Source organism: Cupriavidus sp. BIC8F (assembly GCF_032465815.1).
In the GTDB taxonomy this organism is placed as follows: Bacteria; Pseudomonadota; Gammaproteobacteria; order Burkholderiales; family Burkholderiaceae; genus Cupriavidus; species Cupriavidus necator.
In genome coordinates this window covers 1,322,516-1,343,390 of sequence record NZ_CP136094.1, presented here as the reverse complement: position 1 = coordinate 1,343,390, position 20,875 = coordinate 1,322,516, and the positions used below count along the sequence as shown (strand labels likewise).

The 20,875-nt window shown below is 68.4% G+C and carries 16 protein-coding genes; 5 read left to right on the top strand and 11 right to left on the bottom strand.

Annotated elements, in window-relative coordinates; genetic code table 11:
* Positions 1 to 27 precede the first annotated feature (27 nt).
* On the top strand, positions 28 to 1,311 hold the full coding sequence (locus RS901_RS06225) for a DUF2957 domain-containing protein (protein WP_316152041.1): 1,284 nt from the start codon (positions 28 to 30) through the stop codon (positions 1,309 to 1,311).
* An 87-nt stretch (positions 1,312 to 1,398) separates the two neighbouring features.
* The gene (locus RS901_RS06220; RefSeq protein ID WP_316152039.1) at positions 1,399 to 2,238 is read left to right on the top strand and encodes an OmpW/AlkL family protein; all 840 of its coding nucleotides are present in this window, start codon (positions 1,399 to 1,401) and stop codon (positions 2,236 to 2,238) included.
* A gap of 65 nt (positions 2,239 to 2,303) precedes the next feature.
* Here RS901_RS06220 and RS901_RS06215 read toward each other — a convergent pair whose 3' ends face one another.
* From RS901_RS06215 to RS901_RS06205, 3 genes are read right to left on the bottom strand one after another with little or no spacing between them, the layout of a single operon-like run.
* Positions 2,304 to 3,791 carry an efflux transporter outer membrane subunit gene (locus RS901_RS06215; RefSeq protein ID WP_316152036.1) on the bottom strand — a complete coding sequence of 496 codons (1,488 nt, stop codon included), beginning with the start codon at positions 3,789 to 3,791 and terminating at the stop codon, positions 2,304 to 2,306.
* Between the two features lie 2 nt (positions 3,792 to 3,793).
* A complete protein-coding gene (locus RS901_RS06210) occupies positions 3,794 to 6,946 on the bottom strand; it encodes an efflux RND transporter permease subunit (protein ID WP_316152034.1) in 3,153 nt (1,050 codons plus the stop codon).
* Positions 6,947 to 7,005: 59 nt separating this feature from the next.
* Positions 7,006 to 8,250 carry an efflux RND transporter periplasmic adaptor subunit gene (locus RS901_RS06205; RefSeq protein WP_316152033.1) on the bottom strand — a complete coding sequence of 415 codons (1,245 nt, stop codon included), beginning with the start codon at positions 8,248 to 8,250 and terminating at the stop codon, positions 7,006 to 7,008.
* A gap of 615 nt (positions 8,251 to 8,865) precedes the next feature.
* Between RS901_RS06205 and RS901_RS06200 the strand changes: the two genes are divergently transcribed.
* Positions 8,866 to 9,609 (top strand): TetR family transcriptional regulator, encoded by a 744-nt coding sequence (locus tag RS901_RS06200; RefSeq protein ID WP_316152031.1) that lies wholly within the window; start codon positions 8,866 to 8,868, stop codon positions 9,607 to 9,609.
* A gap of 9 nt (positions 9,610 to 9,618) precedes the next feature.
* Here the strand turns inward: RS901_RS06200 and RS901_RS06195 are convergent, their stop codons facing one another.
* Positions 9,619 to 10,713: an ABC transporter substrate-binding protein gene (locus RS901_RS06195; RefSeq protein WP_316153399.1), complete on the bottom strand. Its 1,095-nt coding sequence runs from the start codon at positions 10,711 to 10,713 to the stop codon at positions 9,619 to 9,621.
* Positions 10,714 to 11,009: 296 nt separating this feature from the next.
* Here RS901_RS06195 and RS901_RS06190 point away from each other — a divergent pair, with 296 nt between their 5' ends.
* Together RS901_RS06190 and RS901_RS06185 are read left to right on the top strand one after the other, a co-directional pair.
* Positions 11,010 to 11,684, top strand: a complete 675-nt coding sequence (locus RS901_RS06190) for a response regulator (protein WP_013958472.1) — start codon at positions 11,010 to 11,012, stop codon at positions 11,682 to 11,684.
* 268 nt (positions 11,685 to 11,952) lie between these two features.
* The gene (locus tag RS901_RS06185; RefSeq protein ID WP_316152027.1) at positions 11,953 to 13,419 is read left to right on the top strand and encodes a sensor histidine kinase; all 1,467 of its coding nucleotides are present in this window, start codon (positions 11,953 to 11,955) and stop codon (positions 13,417 to 13,419) included.
* Positions 13,420 to 13,422: 3 nt separating this feature from the next.
* Here RS901_RS06185 and RS901_RS06180 read toward each other — a convergent pair whose 3' ends face one another.
* The 7 genes from RS901_RS06180 to RS901_RS06150 form a co-directional block, all read right to left on the bottom strand.
* A complete protein-coding gene (locus RS901_RS06180) occupies positions 13,423 to 14,901 on the bottom strand; it encodes a dihydrolipoyl dehydrogenase family protein (RefSeq protein WP_316152026.1) in 1,479 nt (492 codons plus the stop codon).
* 67 nt (positions 14,902 to 14,968) lie between these two features.
* Positions 14,969 to 15,865, bottom strand: coding sequence for a patatin-like phospholipase family protein (locus RS901_RS06175; protein ID WP_316152024.1), 897 nt, complete (start codon positions 15,863 to 15,865; stop codon positions 14,969 to 14,971).
* 22 nt (positions 15,866 to 15,887) lie between these two features.
* Positions 15,888 to 16,310 carry a PaaI family thioesterase gene (locus RS901_RS06170; RefSeq protein WP_010811348.1) on the bottom strand — a complete coding sequence of 141 codons (423 nt, stop codon included), beginning with the start codon at positions 16,308 to 16,310 and terminating at the stop codon, positions 15,888 to 15,890.
* Positions 16,311 to 16,360: 50 nt separating this feature from the next.
* Entirely contained in the window at positions 16,361 to 17,419 is a 1,059-nt protein-coding gene (locus RS901_RS06165) for an AbrB family transcriptional regulator (RefSeq protein ID WP_013958467.1), read from the bottom strand.
* A 124-nt stretch (positions 17,420 to 17,543) separates the two neighbouring features.
* Positions 17,544 to 19,058 (bottom strand): tripartite tricarboxylate transporter permease, encoded by a 1,515-nt coding sequence (locus tag RS901_RS06160; RefSeq protein WP_316152021.1) that lies wholly within the window; start codon positions 19,056 to 19,058, stop codon positions 17,544 to 17,546.
* A gap of 32 nt (positions 19,059 to 19,090) precedes the next feature.
* The gene (locus tag RS901_RS06155; RefSeq protein WP_114135487.1) at positions 19,091 to 19,564 is read right to left on the bottom strand and encodes a tripartite tricarboxylate transporter TctB family protein; all 474 of its coding nucleotides are present in this window, start codon (positions 19,562 to 19,564) and stop codon (positions 19,091 to 19,093) included.
* Between the two features lie 231 nt (positions 19,565 to 19,795).
* Entirely contained in the window at positions 19,796 to 20,764 is a 969-nt protein-coding gene (locus tag RS901_RS06150) for a tripartite tricarboxylate transporter substrate binding protein (RefSeq protein ID WP_316152015.1), read from the bottom strand.
* Between the last annotated feature and the right edge of the window lie 111 nt (positions 20,765 to 20,875).

Sequence of the window (20,875 nt, the reverse complement as noted above, 5' to 3'; positions counted from 1 at the left end):
AAGACACAAAACCGAGGAGACAACGCCATGCAACCCCATCGACTGATCCTGCAGCGGGCCTCGCGCCCATCCACGGTGCCGGCGCGCGCGCTGGCCGTGGCCGCCACCGCCATGCTCGCCGCTTGCGGCGGCGGGGGCGGCGGCGATGACGCGCCGTCCACGCCGGCCGCGGTGCAGACGCGGCTGTGCCCGGCATCGCTCGACTACACCACCACCTTCACCGGCGGCACCGGATCCGGCGAGCTGGTGAAGGTGCAGATCGACACCACCAGGAAGACCTGGCAGGTGACCTTCCTGGATTCTTCCGTGCCGCGCCAGACCGGCACCGTGCAGCCCACGCGCAGCGACCCCACCAACGGGCAGAACGTGATGCGCGGCACGCTGAAGGCAGAGACGGGGTTGCCAACCGAGAAGCTGAACCAGTGCGCGTTCGAGCTGAGCGGGGCCAGCCTCGATCCGAACCGCCCGGCCAAGCTCTTCGTCGGCGAAGGCGTGGTGGGCGGCACCATCCCCGGCGCGCGCATCCAGTTCAACGGCGTGCTGGGCGCCGGCGCGGTGCCGGACACCACCTTCCCGTATTTCCAGTTCATCGGCTTCGCGCAGACCGAGACCGACCTGTCGAAGATCGCCGGGCAATACAACGGCACGGGCTTCCATGAGGTGCCGTCCAAGCAGTTCAAGACGGTGGCGCAGGACTACCGCATGGCGCTGGCCGCGGATGGTTCATTCACCGTCTGCGACAACGCCACCAACACTTGCGAGCGCAAGGGCAACAACTTCGTGCCGCAGGCCAATGGCGCGCTGCTGTCGACCAACTACAAGGCCGAGAGCCAGCCGCCCACGCTGGGCAACACGCTGGGCAAGGCCTACCTGATCGTGGGCAAGCTGCGCGGCCAGCTGGTGCCGGTCATGATCCGCGTGGGCTATGCCAATGACTCGCTCGCCAACGGCCCGCTTGGCGCCGATGACGAGATCGGCATCGGCATGATGGCGCCGGCGGTGGCGGTCACCGAGGGCACGGTCAACGGCGAATACGTCGGCGTCGACAGCAACTTCAACTACCGCGTGACCGCGCTGGTCGGAGCCGCCGCAACCATGATGGATCCGTTCCGGCCGTCCGATGCGTCGCTGGCGATTCCCTACCGGCTGGACTACTCGCAGCAGGTGCCGGGCGTGGTCCGCACCTCGCGCCGCGAGGCGCCCGCGGGCTCGGCGCCGACCGGCAAGCTGATGTTCACCGGCGGCGTGTTCGGCTTCCTGGAGGCGCGCGACAGCGGCCCGTACTTCACCGTCGGCGCATTCGTGCAGTAAGCACGCTACAAGGCCCGGGCCATCGCAGCCCGGGCCACTGCACCACGATTCGACCAAACAGAGACATCCACTGCCGGGGGACACAAGATGAAAACCATACGCCTCACGCTCACGCTGATGCTGGCCGCGCTGGCCAGCTTCGCCCTGCCTGCCCATGCCCAGAAGAAGGGCGACAACGTGGTATCCGCCGGCTGGTTCTATATCCAGACCCATGGCCAGAGCGGTCCGCTGACCACGTCGCTGCTGGACGTGCCGATCAACTACCCGCTGGGCCTGCCGTCCACCTTCACCGCGCCGGGCAGCAGCCTGTCGTCGTCCAATGCCAATACGCTGGGGCTGACCTTCAGCCACTTCGTCACCGACCATATCGCGGTCACCGCAGTGGGCGGCATCCCGCCGGAGTTCAAGCTCTACGGCCACGGCGAACTGATTCCGCCGGGCCCGGCCGGCGCGCTCGGCCGCCAGAGCCTGGGCGACCCCGCGCTGAACCCCATCATCACCAAGGCGCGGCAGTGGAGCCCGGCGGCGATGGTGCAGTACCACTTCCTGGATCCGGGCACGCGTTTCCGACCGTTCCTGGGGCTGGGGGTGTCGTACAACTTCTTTACCAACATCGAGGTCAATCCGGCGTTTGCGAGTTCGGTGAACAACAACCTCGGCGCAATCCTGGCGGCGGGGGCGGGCATCCCGGGGCCGACGTCGGTGAGTGCGGATGCGTCGTCGTCATGGGCGCCCGTGTTCAATGTCGGCGGCACCTACAACTTCGACGAGCATTGGGGGCTGACGGCGGCGGTGACTTATATCCCGCTGAAGTCGACGTCGACGATGACGATCAAGGCGTCCGACGGGACGGTGCTGTCGACATCGAAGACCAAGCTGGAGCCGAATCCGCTGGTGTTCTTTCTGGCGGCTTCGTACAAGTTCTGACGCTGAAAAAAAACGACGCGCCTGAGCGCGTCGTTTTTTATTGCGGCAACGGCAAGCGGCAACCCTTACTGCGTCACCGTCCCCTGTTGCGCCGGCGTCCCCTGCTGCGCCACCGGACCGCTCTCCTGCAAGCCACCGCCCAGCGACCGGTACAAATCGATCGCGTTGTTCAGCCGCAGCTGCCGCGCCTGGATCAGCGCCTGCTCGGCGGTGAACAGCTGGCGCTGCGCATCGAGCTCGTCCAGGTAGCTGGCAATCCCGCTGCGGAAGCGTACGCGCGCCAGTTCGTAGCGCGCGGCTTCGGCATTGCGCACTTCTTCCTGGCCGGCCACCTGGTCTTCCAGCGTGCCGCGCGCCACCAGCGCATCCGCCACTTCCGCGAAGGCCGTCTGGATGGTCTTCTCGTAGTTGGCGATCTGGATGTTCTTGCGCACATTGGCCAGGTCCAGGTTGGACTTGTTGCGGCCATAGTCGAAGATCGGCAGCGTCAGTTGCGGCGCGAACGACCACGCCTTAGTGCCGGCATCGAACAGGTTGGAGAACGTCGGGCTGATAGTGCCAATGCTGGTGGTCAGCGTGATGCGCGGGAAGAACGCCGCGCGTGCCGCGCCGATATTCGCGTTGGCCGACAGCAACTGCTGTTCGGCCTGGCGGATGTCCGGGCGTTGCTCCAGCAGGTCCGAAGGCAGGCCCACGGGAATATCGCTGATGATGCGTTCGTCGGACAGGCGCATCGGCTCGGGCAGGTTCTCGATGCTGCCGATGGGCTTGCCCACCAGCACTTCGAGCGCGTTCTGCGCCTGCGCGCGCTGGCGTGCGAGCTGCGCGGCGGCGACACGCGCCTGGGCCACCAGCGACTCGTTGTCGCGCAGGTCCAGGGCGGACGTGGCGCCGACGTCGAAGCGCTGCTTGGCGAGCCCATAGGTGCTCTCGCGCGCCTTGAGTGTGTCCCGTGCTATCTCGTATTGCTCGGCGAAGGAACGCTCGGACAGGTAGGCCTTGGCCACTTCCGACACCAGCGAGATATACGCCGAACGATGCGCCTCTTCGGTAGAGAAGTACTGCGCCAGCGCCGCGTTCGACAGGCTGCGCACGCGGCCGAAGAAGTCCAGCTCGTAGGACGAGATGCCGAGGCTGGCCGAGTAGACTTGCGATACCGCAGGCTGGCCCAGAACCGATACCCCCGTGGCAGCGTTGGTGCTGGCACGAGTATAGCCAGCATTCGCGTTCACCGTCGGCAGCAGGTCGGCGCGCTGCACCTGGTACTGCGCGCGCGCTTCCTCGATGCGCAGCGCGGCGGTGCGCAGGTCGCGGTTGTTTTCCAGCGAGGTCGCGATCAGCGACTGCAGGCGCGGGTCGCGGAAGAACTCGCGCCAGCCGATGTCGACAGCGCGGCGGGTCTCGCCGCTCTTCGCCTCGGCGGTGGCATAGCCCTCGGGTGCCACCGGGAAGCTGTCTGCCACCGGCGGGGCAGGGCGGTCATAGTGGGGCGCCAGTGTGCACCCCGTCAGAACGCCGGCCACCAGCAGCAGTGTGGTCAGTGTCTTGGTCATGTTCAGATTTCCTCTTTCGGCTCGTGCCACTTCTGGTCCAGCATGCGCTGGCGCGCACTGCCCTTGAAGCGCTTGCGCACCACGACGAAGAAGACCGGCACCAGGAAGATCGCCAGCACCGTGGCCGTGATCATCCCGCCCATCACGCCGGTACCGATGGCGCGCTGGCTGCCCGAGCCCGCGCCGGTGGCAATCGCCAGCGGCAGCACGCCCAGGATGAACGCCATCGACGTCATCAGGATCGGTCGGAAGCGCAGGTGCACGGCTTCCAGCGTGGCTTCGATCAGGCCCTTGCCCTGCGCCTGCAGGTCCTTGGCGAATTCCACGATCAGGATGGCGTTCTTCGCCGACAAGCCGATCGTCGCGATCAGGCCCACCTTGAAGTACACGTCGTTGGGCATGCCGCGCAGCGTCACGCCAAGCAGCGCACCGAGCACGCCCAGAGGCACCACCAGCAGCACCGAGAACGGGATCGACCAGCTTTCATACAGCGCGGCCAGGCACAGGAACACGATGATCAGCGACAGCGTGTACAGGATCGGTTCCTGCGAGCCGGCCAGGCGTTCTTCATAAGACTGGCCGGACCACTCGAAGCCGAAGCCCGGCGGCAGCTTGGCGAAGTTCTCTTCCATCACGCGCATGGCTTCACCGGTACTGCGGCCCGGTGCGGCCTGGCCCGCCAGCTTCACCGCCGGCATGCCGTTGTAGCGCTCCAGGCGCGGCGAGCCCATCACCCACTTGGAGGTCGCGAACGCGGCAAAAGCCACCATGTCGCCGTTGCTGTTGCGCACGCGCAGCTTGGTCAGGTCGTCGGGCAGGCGGCGGTCTGAGCCTTCTGCCTGGACGATCACCTTGCGCACCCGACCTTCATAGATGAAGTCGTTGACGTAGTTCGAGCCGAACGCAATCGACAGCGTCGAGTTGATGCTGGCCACGGTGACGCCGAGCGCCTTGGCCTTCTCGCGGTCGATGTCGATCTGCAGCTGCGGCGCGTCTTCCTGGCCTTCCGGGCGCACGCCCATCAGCACCGGGCTCTTGGCCGCCATGCCCAGCATCATGTTGCGTGCTTCCATCAGCTTGGCGTGGCCCTGGCCGGTGCGGTCCTGCAGGCGGAAGTCAAAGCCCGAGGAGTTGCCCAGCTCGGAAATCGCCGGCGGATTGAGCGGGAAGATGATCGCGTCCTTGATGAACGACAGTGCGCCGAAGGCACGGCCGACCAGCGCCTGCGCGGTTTCGCCCGCGCCGGTGCGTTCCTTCCAGTCCTTCAGGCGCACGAACGCGATACCGCCGTTCTGGCCGCGGCCGAAGAAGGAGAAGCCCGCCACCGTGATCATCTGGTCCACCACCTTGCTTTCCTTCTGCAGGTAGTAGTCCTCGATCTGCTTGAGCACGCCGATGGTACGGTCCTGCGTGGCGCCGTTGGGCAGCTGCACCACGGTGATCATGTAGCCCTGGTCTTCGTCGGGCAGGAACGACGACGGCAGGCGCTTGAACAGCACCACCACGCCGACGATGATGACCGCGTAGATGATCAGGTAGCGGCCGGTGCGCTTGAGGATGCGCGCCACCACGCCCTGGTAGCTGGTCGACGCGCGCGCGAAGGTGCGGTTGAACCAGCCGAAGAAGCCCTTCTTCTCATGATGGTGGCCGGCTTCGACGGGCTTGAGCAGCGTCGCGCACAGCGCCGGGGTCAGCGTCAGCGCCAGCAGCGCCGAGAACGCCATCGACGAGATCAGCGACAGCGAGAACTGGCGATAGATGTTGCCCACCGAGCCCGAGAAGAACGCCATCGGGATGAACACCGCGGTCAGCACCAGCGTGATGCCGATGATGGCGCCGGTGATCTGGCCCATGGCCTTGCGCGTGGCTTCACGTGGCGAGAGTCCTTCCTCGCTCATGATCCGCTCGACGTTCTCGACCACCACGATGGCATCGTCCACCAGGATACCGATGGCCAGCACCATGCCGAACATGGTCAGCACATTGATCGAGAAGCCGAACGCCAGCAGCGCGCCGAACGTGCCCAGCAGCGCGATCGGCACCACCAGCGTCGGGATCAGCGTGGCGCGGAAGTTCTGCAGGAACAGGTACATCACCAGGAACACCAGCACCACGGCTTCCAGCAGCGTCTTGATCACTTCCTCGATCGAGATCTTGACGAAGGCCGAGGTGTCGTAAGGCACCGAGTACTGGTAGTCCGCCGGGAAGGTCTTGGACAGCTCTTCCATCTTGGCGCGCACCGCGGTGGCCGTGGCCAGCGCATTGCCGGTCGGGGCCAGCTTGATGGCGATGGCCGCCGACGGCTTGCCGTTGGTGCGGGCCAGCGTCGAGTAGTCGGCACCGCCCAGCTCCACCCGGCCCACGTCCTTGATGCGCACCGAAGACCCGTCCGGGTTGGTGCGCAGCAGGATGTTGCCGAACTGCTCCGGCGTGGTCAGGCGGCTTTCGGTGGTGACGGTGGCGTTAAGCTCGGTGCCCTTGGGCGAGGGCGTGCCGCCCAGCTCGCCCACGGCGACCTGGATGTTCTGCTCGCCCACCGCGGCGGTGACGTCGGTCGGGGTCAGGTTGTAGCCGGTCAGCTTGGCCGGGTCCAGCCAGATCCGCATGGCGTACTCGGTGCCGAACAGGTCGGCCTGGCCCACGCCCGGCACGCGGCGGATCGAGTCGATCACCTGCGCCGAAACATAGTTGCCGAGCTGGATCGCGTCAGCCGTGCCGGACTTGGACGACACGGTCAGGAACATCATGTAGTTGTTCCCGGCCTTGTCCACGCGCACGCCCTGCTGGCGCACTTCAGCCGGCAGGCGCGCTTCCACGCGCTTGAGGCGGTTCTGCACTTCGACCGAGTTCAGGTCGACGTTCGAACCCGGCGCGAAGGCGATGGTGATGCTCGCCAGGCCGGACGACTCGCTGGTGGAGTTGTAGTAGAGCAGGTTAGGGGCGCCGTTAAGCTCCTGCTCGATCACCGAGGTGACGGAATCCTCCAGCGTCTTGGCCGACGCACCCGGGTAGGTGGCGGTGACCGAGATCGTCGGCGGGGCGATGTTCGGATATTGCGCGATCGGCAACTGCAGGATCGCCAATATGCCGCCCAGCACGATGATCAGCGCGAGCACCCACGCGAACACCGGCCGGTCGATAAAAAACTTGGCCATAAAACTGGCTCCCTCTTGGTCTAGCGGTCTAGCCGTATTTGCCGTTGGTACGGCAGGGTTCAGCCTTGCCTGGCGTCAGACTTGGCTTGCTGCTGGCTCTCGGCCTTCGGGGCCGAGGCCGGCGCCGCCGGGGCCGAGGCCGTCGCCGCGGCCGAGGCCCCGGCCGGCTTGAACGGCACGGCCCTGGCCGGCGCACCGACCTTGATCTTCTGCAGGCCCTCGACGATCACCTTCTCGCCGCCCTTCAGGCCTTCGGTCACCACCCAGCTGTCGCCAATGGCCTGCGGCGCCTTGACCGGCACCGCCGCGACATTGCCGTCCGTGCCCACCACCATCACGCTGGCACCCTGCGCGCCGCGGATCAGCGCCCGCTGCGGCACGGTCAGTGCGTTCTCATCCACGCCCTGCTCGATCTTCACGCGCACGAAGGTGCCCGAGAGCAGTTCGCGCTTCGGGTTGGGGAACTGCGCGCGCAGCGTGATCGCGCCGGTGGTCGGGTCCACGGTCATGTCAGAGAACAGCAGCTTGCCGGTCTGTTCGTACTCGCGGCCGTCTTCGACGTACAGGTGCACCTTGGCGCCGCCGTTCATGCCCTTGACCATGCCGGACTCGATGGCGCGGCGCAGGCGCGTGACTTCCGAAGCCGGCTGGGTGAAGGTGACCCACATCGGGTCGACCTGCTCCACCAGCGCCAGCTTGGTCGCCTCGCCCTTGCCCACCAGCGCGCCCTCGGTCACCAGCGCGCGGCCGGCACGGCCGCTGATCGGCGCGGTCACGGTGGTGTAGCCCAGGTTGATCTGGGCGGTGCGCACCGCCGCCTTGGCCGAAGCCACGTCGGCGTTGGCCTGGCCGGCGGAGGCCACGGCGTCGTCGTACTCCTGCTTGCTGACCGCGTTGACGGCCACCAGGGGCTTGTAGCGCTCGGCCTTCAGGCGCGCCGACACGGCGTTGGCCTCGGCGCGCTGCAGCGCGGCCTGGGCCGAAGCCAGCGTGGCCTGGTAGGGCGCCGGGTCGATGCGGAACATCACCTGGCCGGCCTTCACTTCGCCGCCTTCGGTGTAGTTGCGCGACAGCACGATGCCTTCGACGCGAGCACGCACTTCGGCCGTGCGTATGCCTTCCAGGCGGCCCGGCAGTTCATTGACGACGGCGACCGGCGACGGCGTCACGGTCACCACACCCACTTCCGGCGGGGGCGGGGGGCCGCCTTCGGCCTTCTTGTCGCCACAGGCAACAAGCGCCACGGCAGACAGCGCCGCTAGTGCATAGGCTGCAACGCAACGGATACGTTGGGACTTCCTCATCGATAACCCCATGATGGCAATTTGAGATCTGCCGCATCGTCCCGACCTGTCATCCGACAAACGGAAACGACACAGCACGCCGCATGGTTCGCGGCGGACAAAAGCGTGATGCTAGCCACAAATCGCGGCGTCGCAATGTCAAATGCGACGAACGGTGGCTTTTATGTAACGACTGGATTCATGCCCGGCTGGCCTGCGGCAGGGATTGCCAGCTGTGCTGGGTATGTCACAGATGGCGGCTGGCCGAACGCCGGGCAAGCGCGTATTATATATACATTCAAGCATGTATGTTAAGTTGATGTTGCAGAAGGGCCTTTCGGCGCACAACCGGCGCCGCGGGGCCGCGGCAATGCGGATCCCGAGCCCGGTCAAACCCAACCGATCGGTCCGAATTGCGTCCTACCCGTTCGGAATCACGGCGCAAACCGCCGGCTCGGGTTAGGATGCGCGCCGTCGTGTCGGCTCGCAGGCTGCAAGCACATTGGCATGTGACGACAACGACCCGCCGGCGCATGCGCCGGCCCGTGCGGCTGCCTCAGCGGCCGCACCAGGGAGAACCAACAAGGCTGGCCATGACGCCTCTATTGCGTCATGCCGCCGGCACCAGAGACAAAAATGGTCAGACGCACCAAGGAAGAGGCGCTTGAAACGCGCCACCGGATTCTCGACGCGGCCGAAGCCGTGTTCCACGCCCGCGGCGTGGCACGCCCGTCGCTGGCCGACATCGCCGAGGCGGCGGGTGTCACGCGCGGCGCGATCTACTGGCACTTCAAGAACAAGAGCGATGTGTTCGCCGCCATGTGCGACCGCGTCAACCTGCCCGTGGAAGCGCTGTGCGACCCCGAGCGGCTCGCGCGCCAGGAAGACCCGCTGGGCGGCATCCGCGACATCTGCGCCTATGTGATGCGCCAGACCGTGGTCAACCCGCGCTGGCGCCGGGTGTTCGAGATCATCTTCCACAAGTGTGAAATGGTGCAGGACAACGGCGCCATCTTCGAGCGCCAGCGCCAGTCGCACCAGGACGGCCTGGTCAAGATGCGCGAGCACCTGCGCCTGGCCCTGGAGCGCGGCCAGCTGCCCGCCGACCTGGACCTGGACCTGGCCGTCAACGCCTTCCATGCCGCCATCGGCGGGGTGCTGGCGCACTGGCTGTTCTCGCCCCAGGACTTCGACCTCGACGCCAACGCCGAGCGCATGTCCGACGCCTTTATCGATACCCTGAAGTTCTCACCGGCGCTGCGCCACGGCTACGTGCCGCGCCCGATGGCGGCGCTGGACCGGGAGCTGTCCACGCTGTGCCAGCAGGCCTGCCCGAACGCCCAACCGGGCGGGCTCGAAACCGGCGACCTGATCCCCTGAGCGGCGCGCTCAGCCGCGCATGGCCTCGCGCCAGCGCGCCAGGAAGGCGCGCTTGCGCATCGCGTCCTGCGCGGCCAGCAGGCCCGGGCCGACGCTGATCGGCTTGAGCGCGTAGCCCAGCCGCTCCGACAATGCTGCCGCGGTGTGCACGCTGTCGGTATCGGTGCGGATGGTATAGAGCTGCGAGGTGGACTTGGCCAGCAGCTCCTGGCCCTCGCGCGAGAGCAGGTAGTCCAGCCACAGCCGCGCCGCATTGGGCCGCGGCGCGCGCCGGGCAATAAAGGCCACCCGCGACATCACCAGCGTGTAGTCGCGCGGGGCGATCACGTCGATGGCCGCGCCGCGCTCCATCAGCGACAGCGCGTACGAACCCAGCAGGTTGTAGCCCATCACCAGCTCGCCGCTGGCGATGCGCTCGATCATCTCGGCAGTGGACGCCGACAGCTGCACCCCGGCGCGCCCCAGCGCCTGCGCCAGGTACCAGAACTCACTGCCCATGCGCGCGTCCTGCTGCGCCAGCAGGTAGCCCACGCCTGAGCGCTCCACGTCATACGTCACCACCTTGCCATGCCAGCGCGGCGCGTGTTCCTGCAGCAGCCGCGCCAGCCCGCTGCGGCTGCTCGGCGGGCGCATGCCGGCCAGGTGGTGGCGGTTGTAGACGATCACCGCGGGCTCGAAGGTGGTGCCCCAGGCCTCGTCGCGCCACACCGCCCAGCCGGGCAGGCCGGCGCGCTCGGGCGAGGCATAGCGCTGCGCATGGCCGTCATTGACCAGCTTGATCTGCAGGTCCATCGCCGTGCTCCACAGCACGTCGGCGAAGGCCGCATCGGGCGCGGGCCGCTTGCCGCCCAGCGCCGCGGTCTCCGCCAGGAAGCGCTGGTTCAGCTCGATCGTGTTGAGATCCTGGTAGTGCACGCGGATGCCCGGGTAGCGCGCCTCGAACGCGGCGATCAGCGGCTGCGCCACTTTCAGGTCGGTCGATGCATAGACCGTGACCATGCCTTCGCGCATGGCGCCGGCGATGGTTGCGTCATACCCGGACGGATACCCCGGCGGTGGCGCCGGCGGCCTAGACTGGGCATGAAGGGGCCATGCGGCCGGCAAGGCGGCGCCGGCCAGCAGCGATGCGCCAAGCAGGCGGCGGCGCTGCGCCGAGGCAGGCGGCTCGCAAGCGCACGGCAGGGACGGCGGGGGTGGACGCGTGGGCACGGTGGTCGGAAACGGAAGAACTGCCTGTGGAAGGGCGCGGGCGCGCGGACAACACGCGCCGGGACCAGCGGGGCGGGGGTATTATAGGCGCCCGCGGCGGGCGCGCTCCATCGGTGCAGCCCCCTGTTGTGCGGACGTTTTCCGCCGCCGCAACCGAAATATGGACCAAACCGGCAGAGGAGGAGACCGGCATGCGCATCCTGCTGGTGGAGGATGAAATCGAACTGGCACGCTGGGTCGCCCGCGCGCTGGAGCAGGGCGGCTTTGTGATCGAGCACGTCGCCGACGGGCTGCAGGCCGAGGCCCGCCTGCAGGCGGAAGAGTACGACGCGGTGCTGCTCGACCTGCGCCTGCCCGGCAAGGACGGGCTGGCCGTGCTCAAGTCCATGCGCGGGCGCGACGACCGCACCCCGGTGCTGATCCTGACCGCCCAGGACACGCTGGACGAACGCGTGCGCGGCCTGAACCTGGGCGCCGACGACTACCTGCCCAAGCCTTTTGCCATTGCCGAGCTGGAAGCGCGGCTGCTGGCGCTGATCCGGCGCAGCCGCGGGCGCGCGCATCCGCGCCTGCAGTGCGGCACGCTGGTGTTCGACGGCGAGACCCGCAGCTTCACGCTGGACGGCGCGCCGCTGGCGCTGACCCCGCGCGAATCGACCCTGCTGGGCGCGCTGCTGGCACGCAGCGGCCAGCCGCTGACCAAGGCGCAGCTGCTCGACAAGGTGTTCTCGCTCGACGCCGATGTCTCGCCCGACGCGATCGAGGTGCTGGTCTACCGGCTGCGCAAGAAGCTGGCCGGGCACGGCGTCACCATCGTCACGCTGCGCGGCTTCGGCTACCTGCTGGAGCCCGAGGCCGGGCGCTAATCATGCACTTGCGGATAAGACCCCATTTCATGGTGAAGAAGGGGCGCGAAGGCTGCCGCCGGGCCGCAGGGCTAGGCGTGGCCGACGCGGCGTGGTTATTCCACGCAATCCAGCAACAACGCCATGCGGCCCGGCAGCAGCCTTCCCTTCGGGTTCAAGCCAGGCGCGGCGCATGCGTCATTACGGGCCTTGACCTTGGAATCACCAAGGCCGGCGGCCCGCGCCTGGCCTGCGCCGCGCCTGGCTTGAACGCGTCCCCTTCTTCACCATGAAATGGGTTCTAAGTCCGCGCCATCCGGTGCTGCTGTGGCGCCGCGGCAGCCTGCGCCGGCAACTGCTGTTGCTGCTGGTGCCGGCGCTGGCGGCGATGATGGCGATCGACACCTGGCTCACCTACGGCACCCTGCGCGACGCCGCCAACACGGCTTATGACCGCTCGCTCTATGGTTCGATCCGAGCCATAGACAATGCCATCGGCATGGCCGGCGACAGCGTCCAGCTGACCCTGCCCGACGCCGCCATGGAGATGTTCGAGACCGCGGCGCAGACCCATGTGTTCTACCGCGTGTCGACCGAGCGCGCCGGCCAGGTCGAGACCGTCACCGGCTACGATGACCTGCCGCTGCCTGCGGGCAGCCTCGTCAACAACCAGCCGCGCTTCTACGACGCCGAATACCGGGGCGAGGCAGTGCGCATCGCCGCCATGGCGCGGCCGGTGTATCGGCCGGACGCGCGCATGCGCGTGATCATCCAGGTGGCCGAGACTGCCGAGCCGCGCACCACGCTGATCGGCACGGTCTGGCGCAGCGCGCTGGCGCGCGACCTGCTGCTGATCCTGCTGAGCGCCGGCATCCTGGTGGGCGGCGTCACCTACGTGCTGCGCCCGCTGGCACGCGTGCGCGACGACGTGGAGGCGCGGTCACCGGACGACCTGGCACCGCTCACGTTCGAGCGCGTGCCCGCCGAGGTGCGCCCGCTGGTCGATGCGGTCAACCTGCATGTGTCGCGCTCCGCGGCGATGGCGCAGTCGCAGGCCCAGTTCATCGCCGACGCCGCGCACCAGCTGCGCACGCCGCTGGCCATCCTGAAGACCCAGGCCGAATACGCCCAGCGCCAGCTGCGCGCGCCCGACCCCGAGGCCGCGCGCCAGGCCGCCGGTGAAGCCGTGGGCGGCATCGTCACCCAGCTGGAGCAGGCCGCGCGCCTGACCAACCAGCTGCTGGCGCTGGCGCGGGTACGCCAGCACCACGGCGAAGCCGCCCAGGAAGCCGATGGCATCGACATCATCGACGCCGTCACCGTGGCCGAGCAGGTGGCGCTGGACTACCTGCCGCTGGCGCGCGGCAAGCAGCAGGACTTCGGCTGGGAGCCGGTGCCGGGGCTGAAGCTGCCGGTGCGCGCCGACCCCGCGCTGCTGCGCGAGGCGCTGGCCAACCTGGTCCACAACGCGATCCAGTACTCGCCGCGCGGCAGCCGCATTACGCTGTCGGCCACGCGCGCCGACCAGACCGCCTGCCTGGTGGTGGAAGACGATGGGCCGGGCATTCCGGCCGAAGAGCGCGAAAAGGTCTTCGCGCGCTTCTACCGGCGTGTGGGCAATGCGGAGCCGGGCTCCGGGCTGGGGCTGGCCATCTCGCGCGAGATGGCGGCGCGGTTTGGCGGCACGGTGGAGCTTGGCGATGGGCTGCAGGGCACCGGCGTGCGCGCGGTGCTGAAGCTGCCCATCGGCGAATAACGCCTAGCCAAACAATTCCTCCGCCACCGTAGGATGCAGCTGCACCGTGGTCTGCAGGTGCGATTCGCGCGCGCCCAGCCGCAATGCCACTGCCAGCGTCTGCACGATCTCGGGTGCAGCGTCGTCCATCAGGTGCGCGCCCAGCACGCGCCCGCTGCGCGCGTTCAGCACCAGCTTGAACATCGACTGGTGGGCCGTGCCGCCAAAGCGGTTTTCCAGCGAGACAAAGTGCTTGACCACGGTGCGGATGCGTTCGGGCTTGCCGGCGGCTGCGATCGCCTGGGCCTCGGTCAGGCCCACGGCACCGATGGCGGGCTCGCAGAACACCGCGGTGGGCACGAAGTCGAAATCGGCGCGTTCGCCGCGCCGCCCGTACAGGCGGTCGGCCAGCCAGCGGCCCTGCGCGGTGGCCACCGGTGTCAGGTGCAGGCCGTCGATGGCGTCGCCGAGCGCGTAGATGCCGCGCACGTTGCTGCGGAACTGGCGGTCCACGCGGATGCCGCCCTTGTCGCCAAAGTCCACGCCAATCGTCTCGAGCCCGAAGCCCTGCACGTTGGAAATGCGCCCGATTGCCGCCAGCGCGGCCTGCGCGCGCACGGCCTCGGTCTGGCCCGGGCGGTCGGTGGGGCGGTAGCAGACTTCCACCGCGCCGTTGGCCTGGCTCAGCAGGTGCACCCTGGCGTTCAGGTGCAGGCGCACGCCGCGCGCGGTCAGTGCATCGGCCAGTGACCTGGAGATGTCATGGTCGAAGTGGGGCAGCAGCCGGTCGCCGGCAACGATCAGGTCTACCTTGACGCCGTAGCGCGACAGGATCGAGGCCTGCTCCACGCCGATGTAGCCGCCGCCGATGACCGCGATCGAACCCGGCAGGCTCTGCCAGGTGAAGACATCGTCGGAGCTGGCGGCGAGGCCGCCGCCGGGCACGTCGAGCGCGCGCGGGCGCGCGCCGGTGGCAACCAGGATGCGGCGGGCATGGATGGTCTCGTCGCCGACGCGCACTTCGTCCGGGCCGGTGACCAGTGCGTCGCCGCGCAGTATTTCCACGCCGGATTCATGCAGGCGCTGGGTGTAGCCCGCGTTGAGCCGCGCCACTTCGGCGTTGACGCGCACGATGGCGTCGCGCCAGTCCTCATGCCCGCCGGTGTGCGACAGGCAGCCCGACAGGATGGCCGACCAGGTGGCGCCGTAGGACAGCATCTTCTTGGGCACGCAGCCGCGGTTGACGCAGGTGCCGCCAATGGCATCGCGCTCGACCAGGATCACGCGTGCGCCGTGCGCGGCGGCACGCCGCGCGCAGGCCACGCCGCCCGAGCCGCCGCCGATCACCACCAGGTCTGCCTTGCGCACCTTGTCGTTGCGCCGCGTGCGGCCGTTGCGCACGCGCGGCACCTGCTCCACCGGCGGCGCCGCGCTGACCTCGCGGGCGCGCCGCGGTTCCTTGGCCCCCTGCGTTCCGGAGAGGGTTGTCTGGCGCTTAGTCATCCATGCCTCCTGTCGCGGCACGCGGGCCGCATCGACAACAATCAGGCCAGCGCCAGCAAACGAAACACTAGGCAGCGGGCCGCAGTTCGGTATTCAGGATCGACGGCCACTCGCGCAGGAAAGTTTCCCCGTCGCGGCGGCCCAGCTCGTAGGCGTGCGTCATGGCATCGGGCCGGGTGTAGTCCCAGCTCGAGATCGGCACGCGCTGCGAGGGCTGCAGGTACAGGCGGCGCTGGCCGCCTTGCTCAAGCACGAAACGGCGCGGGCGCGGATACAGCCTTGTCACCAGCACCAGCACATTGCCCGGGGTGGCATCGAGCGCGTCCACGGGTACATTGTCGACCAGCCCGCCGTCCAGCACCGGGCGGCCGCCGCGGCGCAGCACCGGCGTGAACGGCGGCGTGGAGGCCGACTGCAGCAGCAGGTCGGCCAGCTGCTCGGGCGAATCGCAGTCCTGCGCGCGCACGAACTCCGGGCGGAAGCCCAGCTTGCGCCCCAGCCGCGGGTGCAGCGTCTTGAGCACATGCTTGTCGATGTTGTACGCCAGCAGCCCCGCGGCCACCGCCAGGCGCGGGCCGGTCCAGCGCGGGATATGGGCCACGCCGATGCGGATCTCCGGCGCCTGCTGCAGGTGCGAGAGGCGCCCGTCGGCGAAGATCGTCAGCAACGCGGTGCGGTAGATGCCGTAATGCGGGAACACGCGCTCATTGCGCAGCAGGTTGCCCCAGTAGGCATTGCGGCGGTTGTTGGACAGCACCTCGCGGTAGTAGTCCATGGTCTGGTGCGAGTCATGCGCATAAACCATGCACGCCGTCGCCGCGCCGGCCGAAATCGCGGCGATCACGCGCGGGCGCAGCTGCAGTTCCGGCGCGACCGTGTCCCACCAGCCCGCCTGCCACCAGCAGCGGTTGCCGCCGCCGGCAAAGACGATCTGGTCGAAGGGATTGGCGTGGCCGGAAGTCATGGACGCTGGCGTTGCGCGGGGATCAGAGCAGGGCGTAGGTGGTGGTGGCCTGCACCGCCAGCTTGCCGTCGGTGCCGGTCAGCTCGATCTCGCCGAACACCACGGTCTTGCCCAGGCGCAGCACGTTGGCGCGCACCAGCACGTCGCCGTCGATCACCGGGCGCATGAAATTGGTGGTGAGCGTGACCGTGGTCATCGGGCGGAAGGCGCCCAGCGCGCTGGCCACGGCGACGATCATGGCGGTATCGGCGGCGGACATCAGCACCTGGCCGCAGACCACGCCGCCCGCATGGCGGAACGATTCGCTGAACGGCAGGCGCAGCGTGACGCCCTGGGCATCGACGGCCTCGGCGCGCAGGCCGAGCTGGCGCACCCATGGCGCCAGCACGCGCTCCAGCGTGGCGTCGATATCGGTGAGGCTGAATTGCGGTGCGGCTTCGGACATGGCGCTCCTGGTTCTGGCTGGCCGCACCGTAGCCGTCCTGTGGCGGACCGCTACTCTGTCTCCTCCGGCGCGACGCGATGTTTGAGGCAATGATACAGGGGGCCGGTGGCCAGCACCACGAAGGCCATCCGGATCACGTGGAACGCGGTCACCAGCGGCACCCCCACCTCCAGCACCTTGGCGGTGATGCACATCTCGGCAATGCCGCCCGGCGTGGTGCCCAGGATCACCGTGGCCGGGTGCGCGCCCGACAGCGCCGACAGCCCCCAGCCCACCAGCGCCGAGACCACCAGCGCCAGCACGGTGTAGAGCGCCACGCCCGACAGGAAGCGCGGCGCGGTATGCAGGAACTCGCGCGAGAAGCGCACCCCCAGCGAGACCCCGATCAGCAGCTGGCCGGCACGGCTCATCCAGGTGGGGATGGCCGACAGCTCGATCCCGGACGCGGTCAGCACCGCCGCGGCCAGCAGCGTGCCGATCACGAACGGGTTGGGCATGTTCAGCCGCTTCACCAGCAGCGCCACGCCCAGCGTGATGGCGATCAGCGCCAGCAGCCCCGGCGCGCTGACCACGCGCGGGCCGGGGATATAGGGGTCGAGCCCGTGGATGCCGCCGTACTGGAAGATCGCCGGCACGGTCACCACCACCATCAGCACCCGCAGCGAATGCGCGGCCGCCACCTGGTCGATGCGCGCGCCGTTGCGCTCGGCCAGGTTGGCCATCTCCGAGGCGCCGCCGATGGCGGTGGAGAAGAACGCGGTCTTGAAGGCCACGCCGGTGGTCCGCCGCAGCAGAATGGCGCCGCCCGCGCCCAGCACCAGCGCGAACAGCGAGCCGGCAATGATGTAGGGCAGGTACTCCACCAGCCGCGCCACCACGTCCGGCGTGAAGTAGAGCCCGAGCGACGCGCCGATCACCCACTGGCCCGCATTGCGGGCCTGCGACGGCGCCCGCAGGTCGGCCCCGGCCATGCGCGCGGCGGCCACGGACAGCAACGGGCCGATCATCCACGGCAGCGGGGTATGCAGCGCGGTGCAGAGCAGGGCGGCGGCCAGCCCGAGTGCCAGCGTGGGCAGCGCGGATAGCCAGGGGTTGGAGAAGAGACGCATGTGGCAGCGGCCTGGCGCGGGGGCGCCGGCGGCTTGTTGTTCTGGAAGACGGACGACGAAAGACAAGAGGCCCGCACGCCGTTGGCGTGCGGGCCTCGCAAAGCTTACCGCAAGATCGCGCGCATCATGCCGCGTTGTCGGCCTGCGCGTGCGCCGAGGTGCGGGTCGCGTGCCAGCGCAACAGGCGCGGGATCACCACCACCGCCACGGTCAGCGCCAGGATGGTGGCCGAGATCGGCTGGCGCAGGAACAGGGCCCAGTCGCCCTGGCCGATCGACAGCGCATTGCGCAGCTGCTTCTCGGCCATCGGCCCCAGGATCATGCCCACGATCACCGGCGCGGTGGGGAAGTCGAAGCGGCGCATCACCATGCCCAGCAGGCCGACCACGAACAGCAGCAGCAGGTCGAACCACGACTGGCGGATGCCGTAGGCGCCCAGCCCCGCGAAGATCAGGATGCCGCCGTACAGCAGCGGCGTGGGCACGCGCAGCATGCGCACCCACAGCCCGATCGCCGGCAGGTTCAGCACCAGCAGCATGACGTTGCCAATATACAGCGACGCCAGCAGGCCCCACACCAGGTCGCCCGAGGTCTGGAACAGCATCGGGCCCGGTTGCAGGTTGTAGTTCTGGAACGCGGCCAGCAGGATCGCGGTGGTGTTGGAGGTGGGGATGCCCAGCGTCAGCAGCGGGGCCAGCGTCGCCGTGACGGCGGCGTTGTTGGCCGCTTCGGGGCCGGCCACGCCTTCGATCGCGCCGACCTTGCCGAACTCTTCCTTGTGGTCCGACAGCTTCTTCTCGGTGGCATACGACAGGAAGGTCGGGATCTCGGCGCCGCCGGCGGGGATCAGCCCGAACGGGAAGCCGATGACGGTGCCGCGAATCCACGCCGGGACCGAGCGCTTCCAGTCCGACTTGTTCATGTGGACCGAGCTGAGCTTGTTGAACGTGCCCGCCGGCTGCGGGAAGAAGGCGTTGAACAGCGCCTCGCCCACGGCGAACAGGCCCACCGCCACCACCACGATGTCGATGCCGTCGTACAGCTCCTGCACGTTCATCGAATAGCGGGTCTGGCCCGACAGCGAATCCATGCCGATCAGGCCGATGCCCAGGCCCAGGAACAATGCGGTCATGCCGCGCAGCAGCGACGAGCCCAGCACGGCGGAGACCGTGGTGAAGGCCAGCAGCATGATCATGAAGTACTCGCCCGGGCCGAACTGCAGCGCCACGTCCGCCGCCACCGGCGCGAACATCGACAGCAGCACGGTGGCGATGGTGCCGGCCACGAACGAGCCGATCGCCGCGGTGGCCAGCGCCGGGCCGGCGCGCCCGTTCTTGGCCATCAGGTTGCCTTCCATGGCCGTGACCATGGTGGAGGACTCGCCCGGGGTGTTCATCAGGATCGAGGTGGTCGAGCCGCCGTACATCGCGCCATAGTAGATGCCGGCGAACATGATCAGCGCCGCGGTCGGTTCCACCTTGGCGGTCAGCGGCAGCAGCATCGCCACCGTCAGCGCGGGGCCGATGCCGGGCAGCACGCCGATGGCGGTGCCAAGGAAGCAGCCCACCAGGGCCCACATCAGGTTGATTGGCGTGATCGCGACGGCAAAGCCGTGCATCAGCAGGTTCAGGGTATCCATTCGAAGACTCCTTGCTGGTCGGGCGGGCGGGCTCAGAAGCCAGCGATGGGCAGCAGCGGCAGGTTGATGCCGAGCAGGAATTCAAACAGCGCCCACATCGGCACCGTGATGCACAGGCCGATCAGCGCGTCGCGCACGATGCGGCGGCTGCCGTAGCCGCGCGCCACGCACACCATCAGGAGCGTGGAAGCGAACACGAAGCCAAGCGTGCCGATCAGCGCCATGTTCAGCACCAGCCCCGCGGCCACCCACAGGAAGCCGCCGAAGTTGTGCGGCGCGTCCGGCAGCTCCGCATCTTCTTCCGGCATGTTGCGGAAGCCGCCGCGCACGCCCTGCCACGTCAGCAGCGCGCCGCACACCGCCAGTCCGACGGCCACCAGCGTGGGCACGAAGCGCGGCGACAGGCCGGCATAACCCTCTTCGCCGGAAATGCCGGACAGCCCGAGGAAGAAGAACAGCGAGAGCGCCAGCACGGCAATGCCGATGGCGAGGTGCGAGGGTTTCATGGAGACTCCTTGGCCTTTGTCGCCAGCAGGGGCGCTGGCGTCCGCGACGCTGGCAGATGCTGCCCGCGCGGCGGCAGGGCCCGGCGACATATGGTTATTTGTCTGGTATCGCAGGTGGACACCGGGCCCTGCGCCGTTTTCCTGCCGCCGGGTTCACCGGCGGTGTTGGCAGGCACGACAGGTAAAGCGGGTTGAAGCGGTACTGGTGGTTTGCGGTGCTGCGGGCAGCCCTTACTTGGCCACGCCCAGTTCACGCAGCGAGGCGCCCAGGCGGGCCGATTCGCTGTCGACGAACTTGCCGAACTCGTCGCCGGTCAGCAGGAACGGGGTCCAGTCATTCTTCTGCAGCGTGTCCTTCCAGGACTGGCTCTCGGTGGCCTTGACCACGGCGTCGATCATGGCCTTGCGTTGCTCGGCGCTGATGCCGGGCGCGCCGTACACGCCGCGCCAGTTGTAGATCTCGACGTTCACGCCTTGCTCCTTGAGCGTCGGGATATCGGCGGTGCGGTCCTTGGAGGTCACCGCCAGCGCGCGCATCTTGCCGCTCTTGATGAAGGGCAGGAACTCCGACACGCCGGCAATGCCCACCGTCACGTGGCCGCCCATGATCGAGGCCGAGGCTTCGCCGCCGCCCTGGAAGGGCACGTAGTTGATCTTCTTGGGATCGACGCCCGATTCCTTGGCGATCAGGCCGGCCAGGATGTGGTCGATCGAACCCTTGGAGCCGCCACCCCAGCTGACGCTGCCCGGGTTGGCCTTGAGCTGCGTGGTCAGGTCCTTGATCGACTTGATCGGCGAGCTGGCCGGCACGGTGATGACCATGGTGTCGGCGAACAGGCGCGCGATCGGGGTGGCGTTCTTCAGCGTGACCGGCGGCTTGTTGGTCTCGATCGCGCCCACCATCACCGCGCCCACCACCATCAGCGCATTGGGGTTGCCCTTGTCGGTATTGACGAACTGGGTCAGCGCGATGGTGCCGCCGGCGCCGCCCTTGTTGTCATACGAGGCGGTCTTGGCCTGGCCCGCGGAAATCATCGCGGCGCCCAGCGAGCGGCCGGTCTGGTCAAAGCCGCCGCCCGGGTTGGCGCCGATCATCACCTTGACGCTGTCCAGCGCAAAGGCCGGCGCGGCGGCGAAGGTGGCGGCAACGGCGGCCGATGCCATCACGGCATGGGCCAGGCGGGAATAGGTACGGCGCATAGCGGTCTCCTGGTTGTACCGGGGATGCGCCGTGCCAGCCTGCTGGCAGCCGCGATCCGACCCGGGCGTTCCGGCTGCCACTGCGTTGCGGGGACGGGAAGGTAGCCGGGG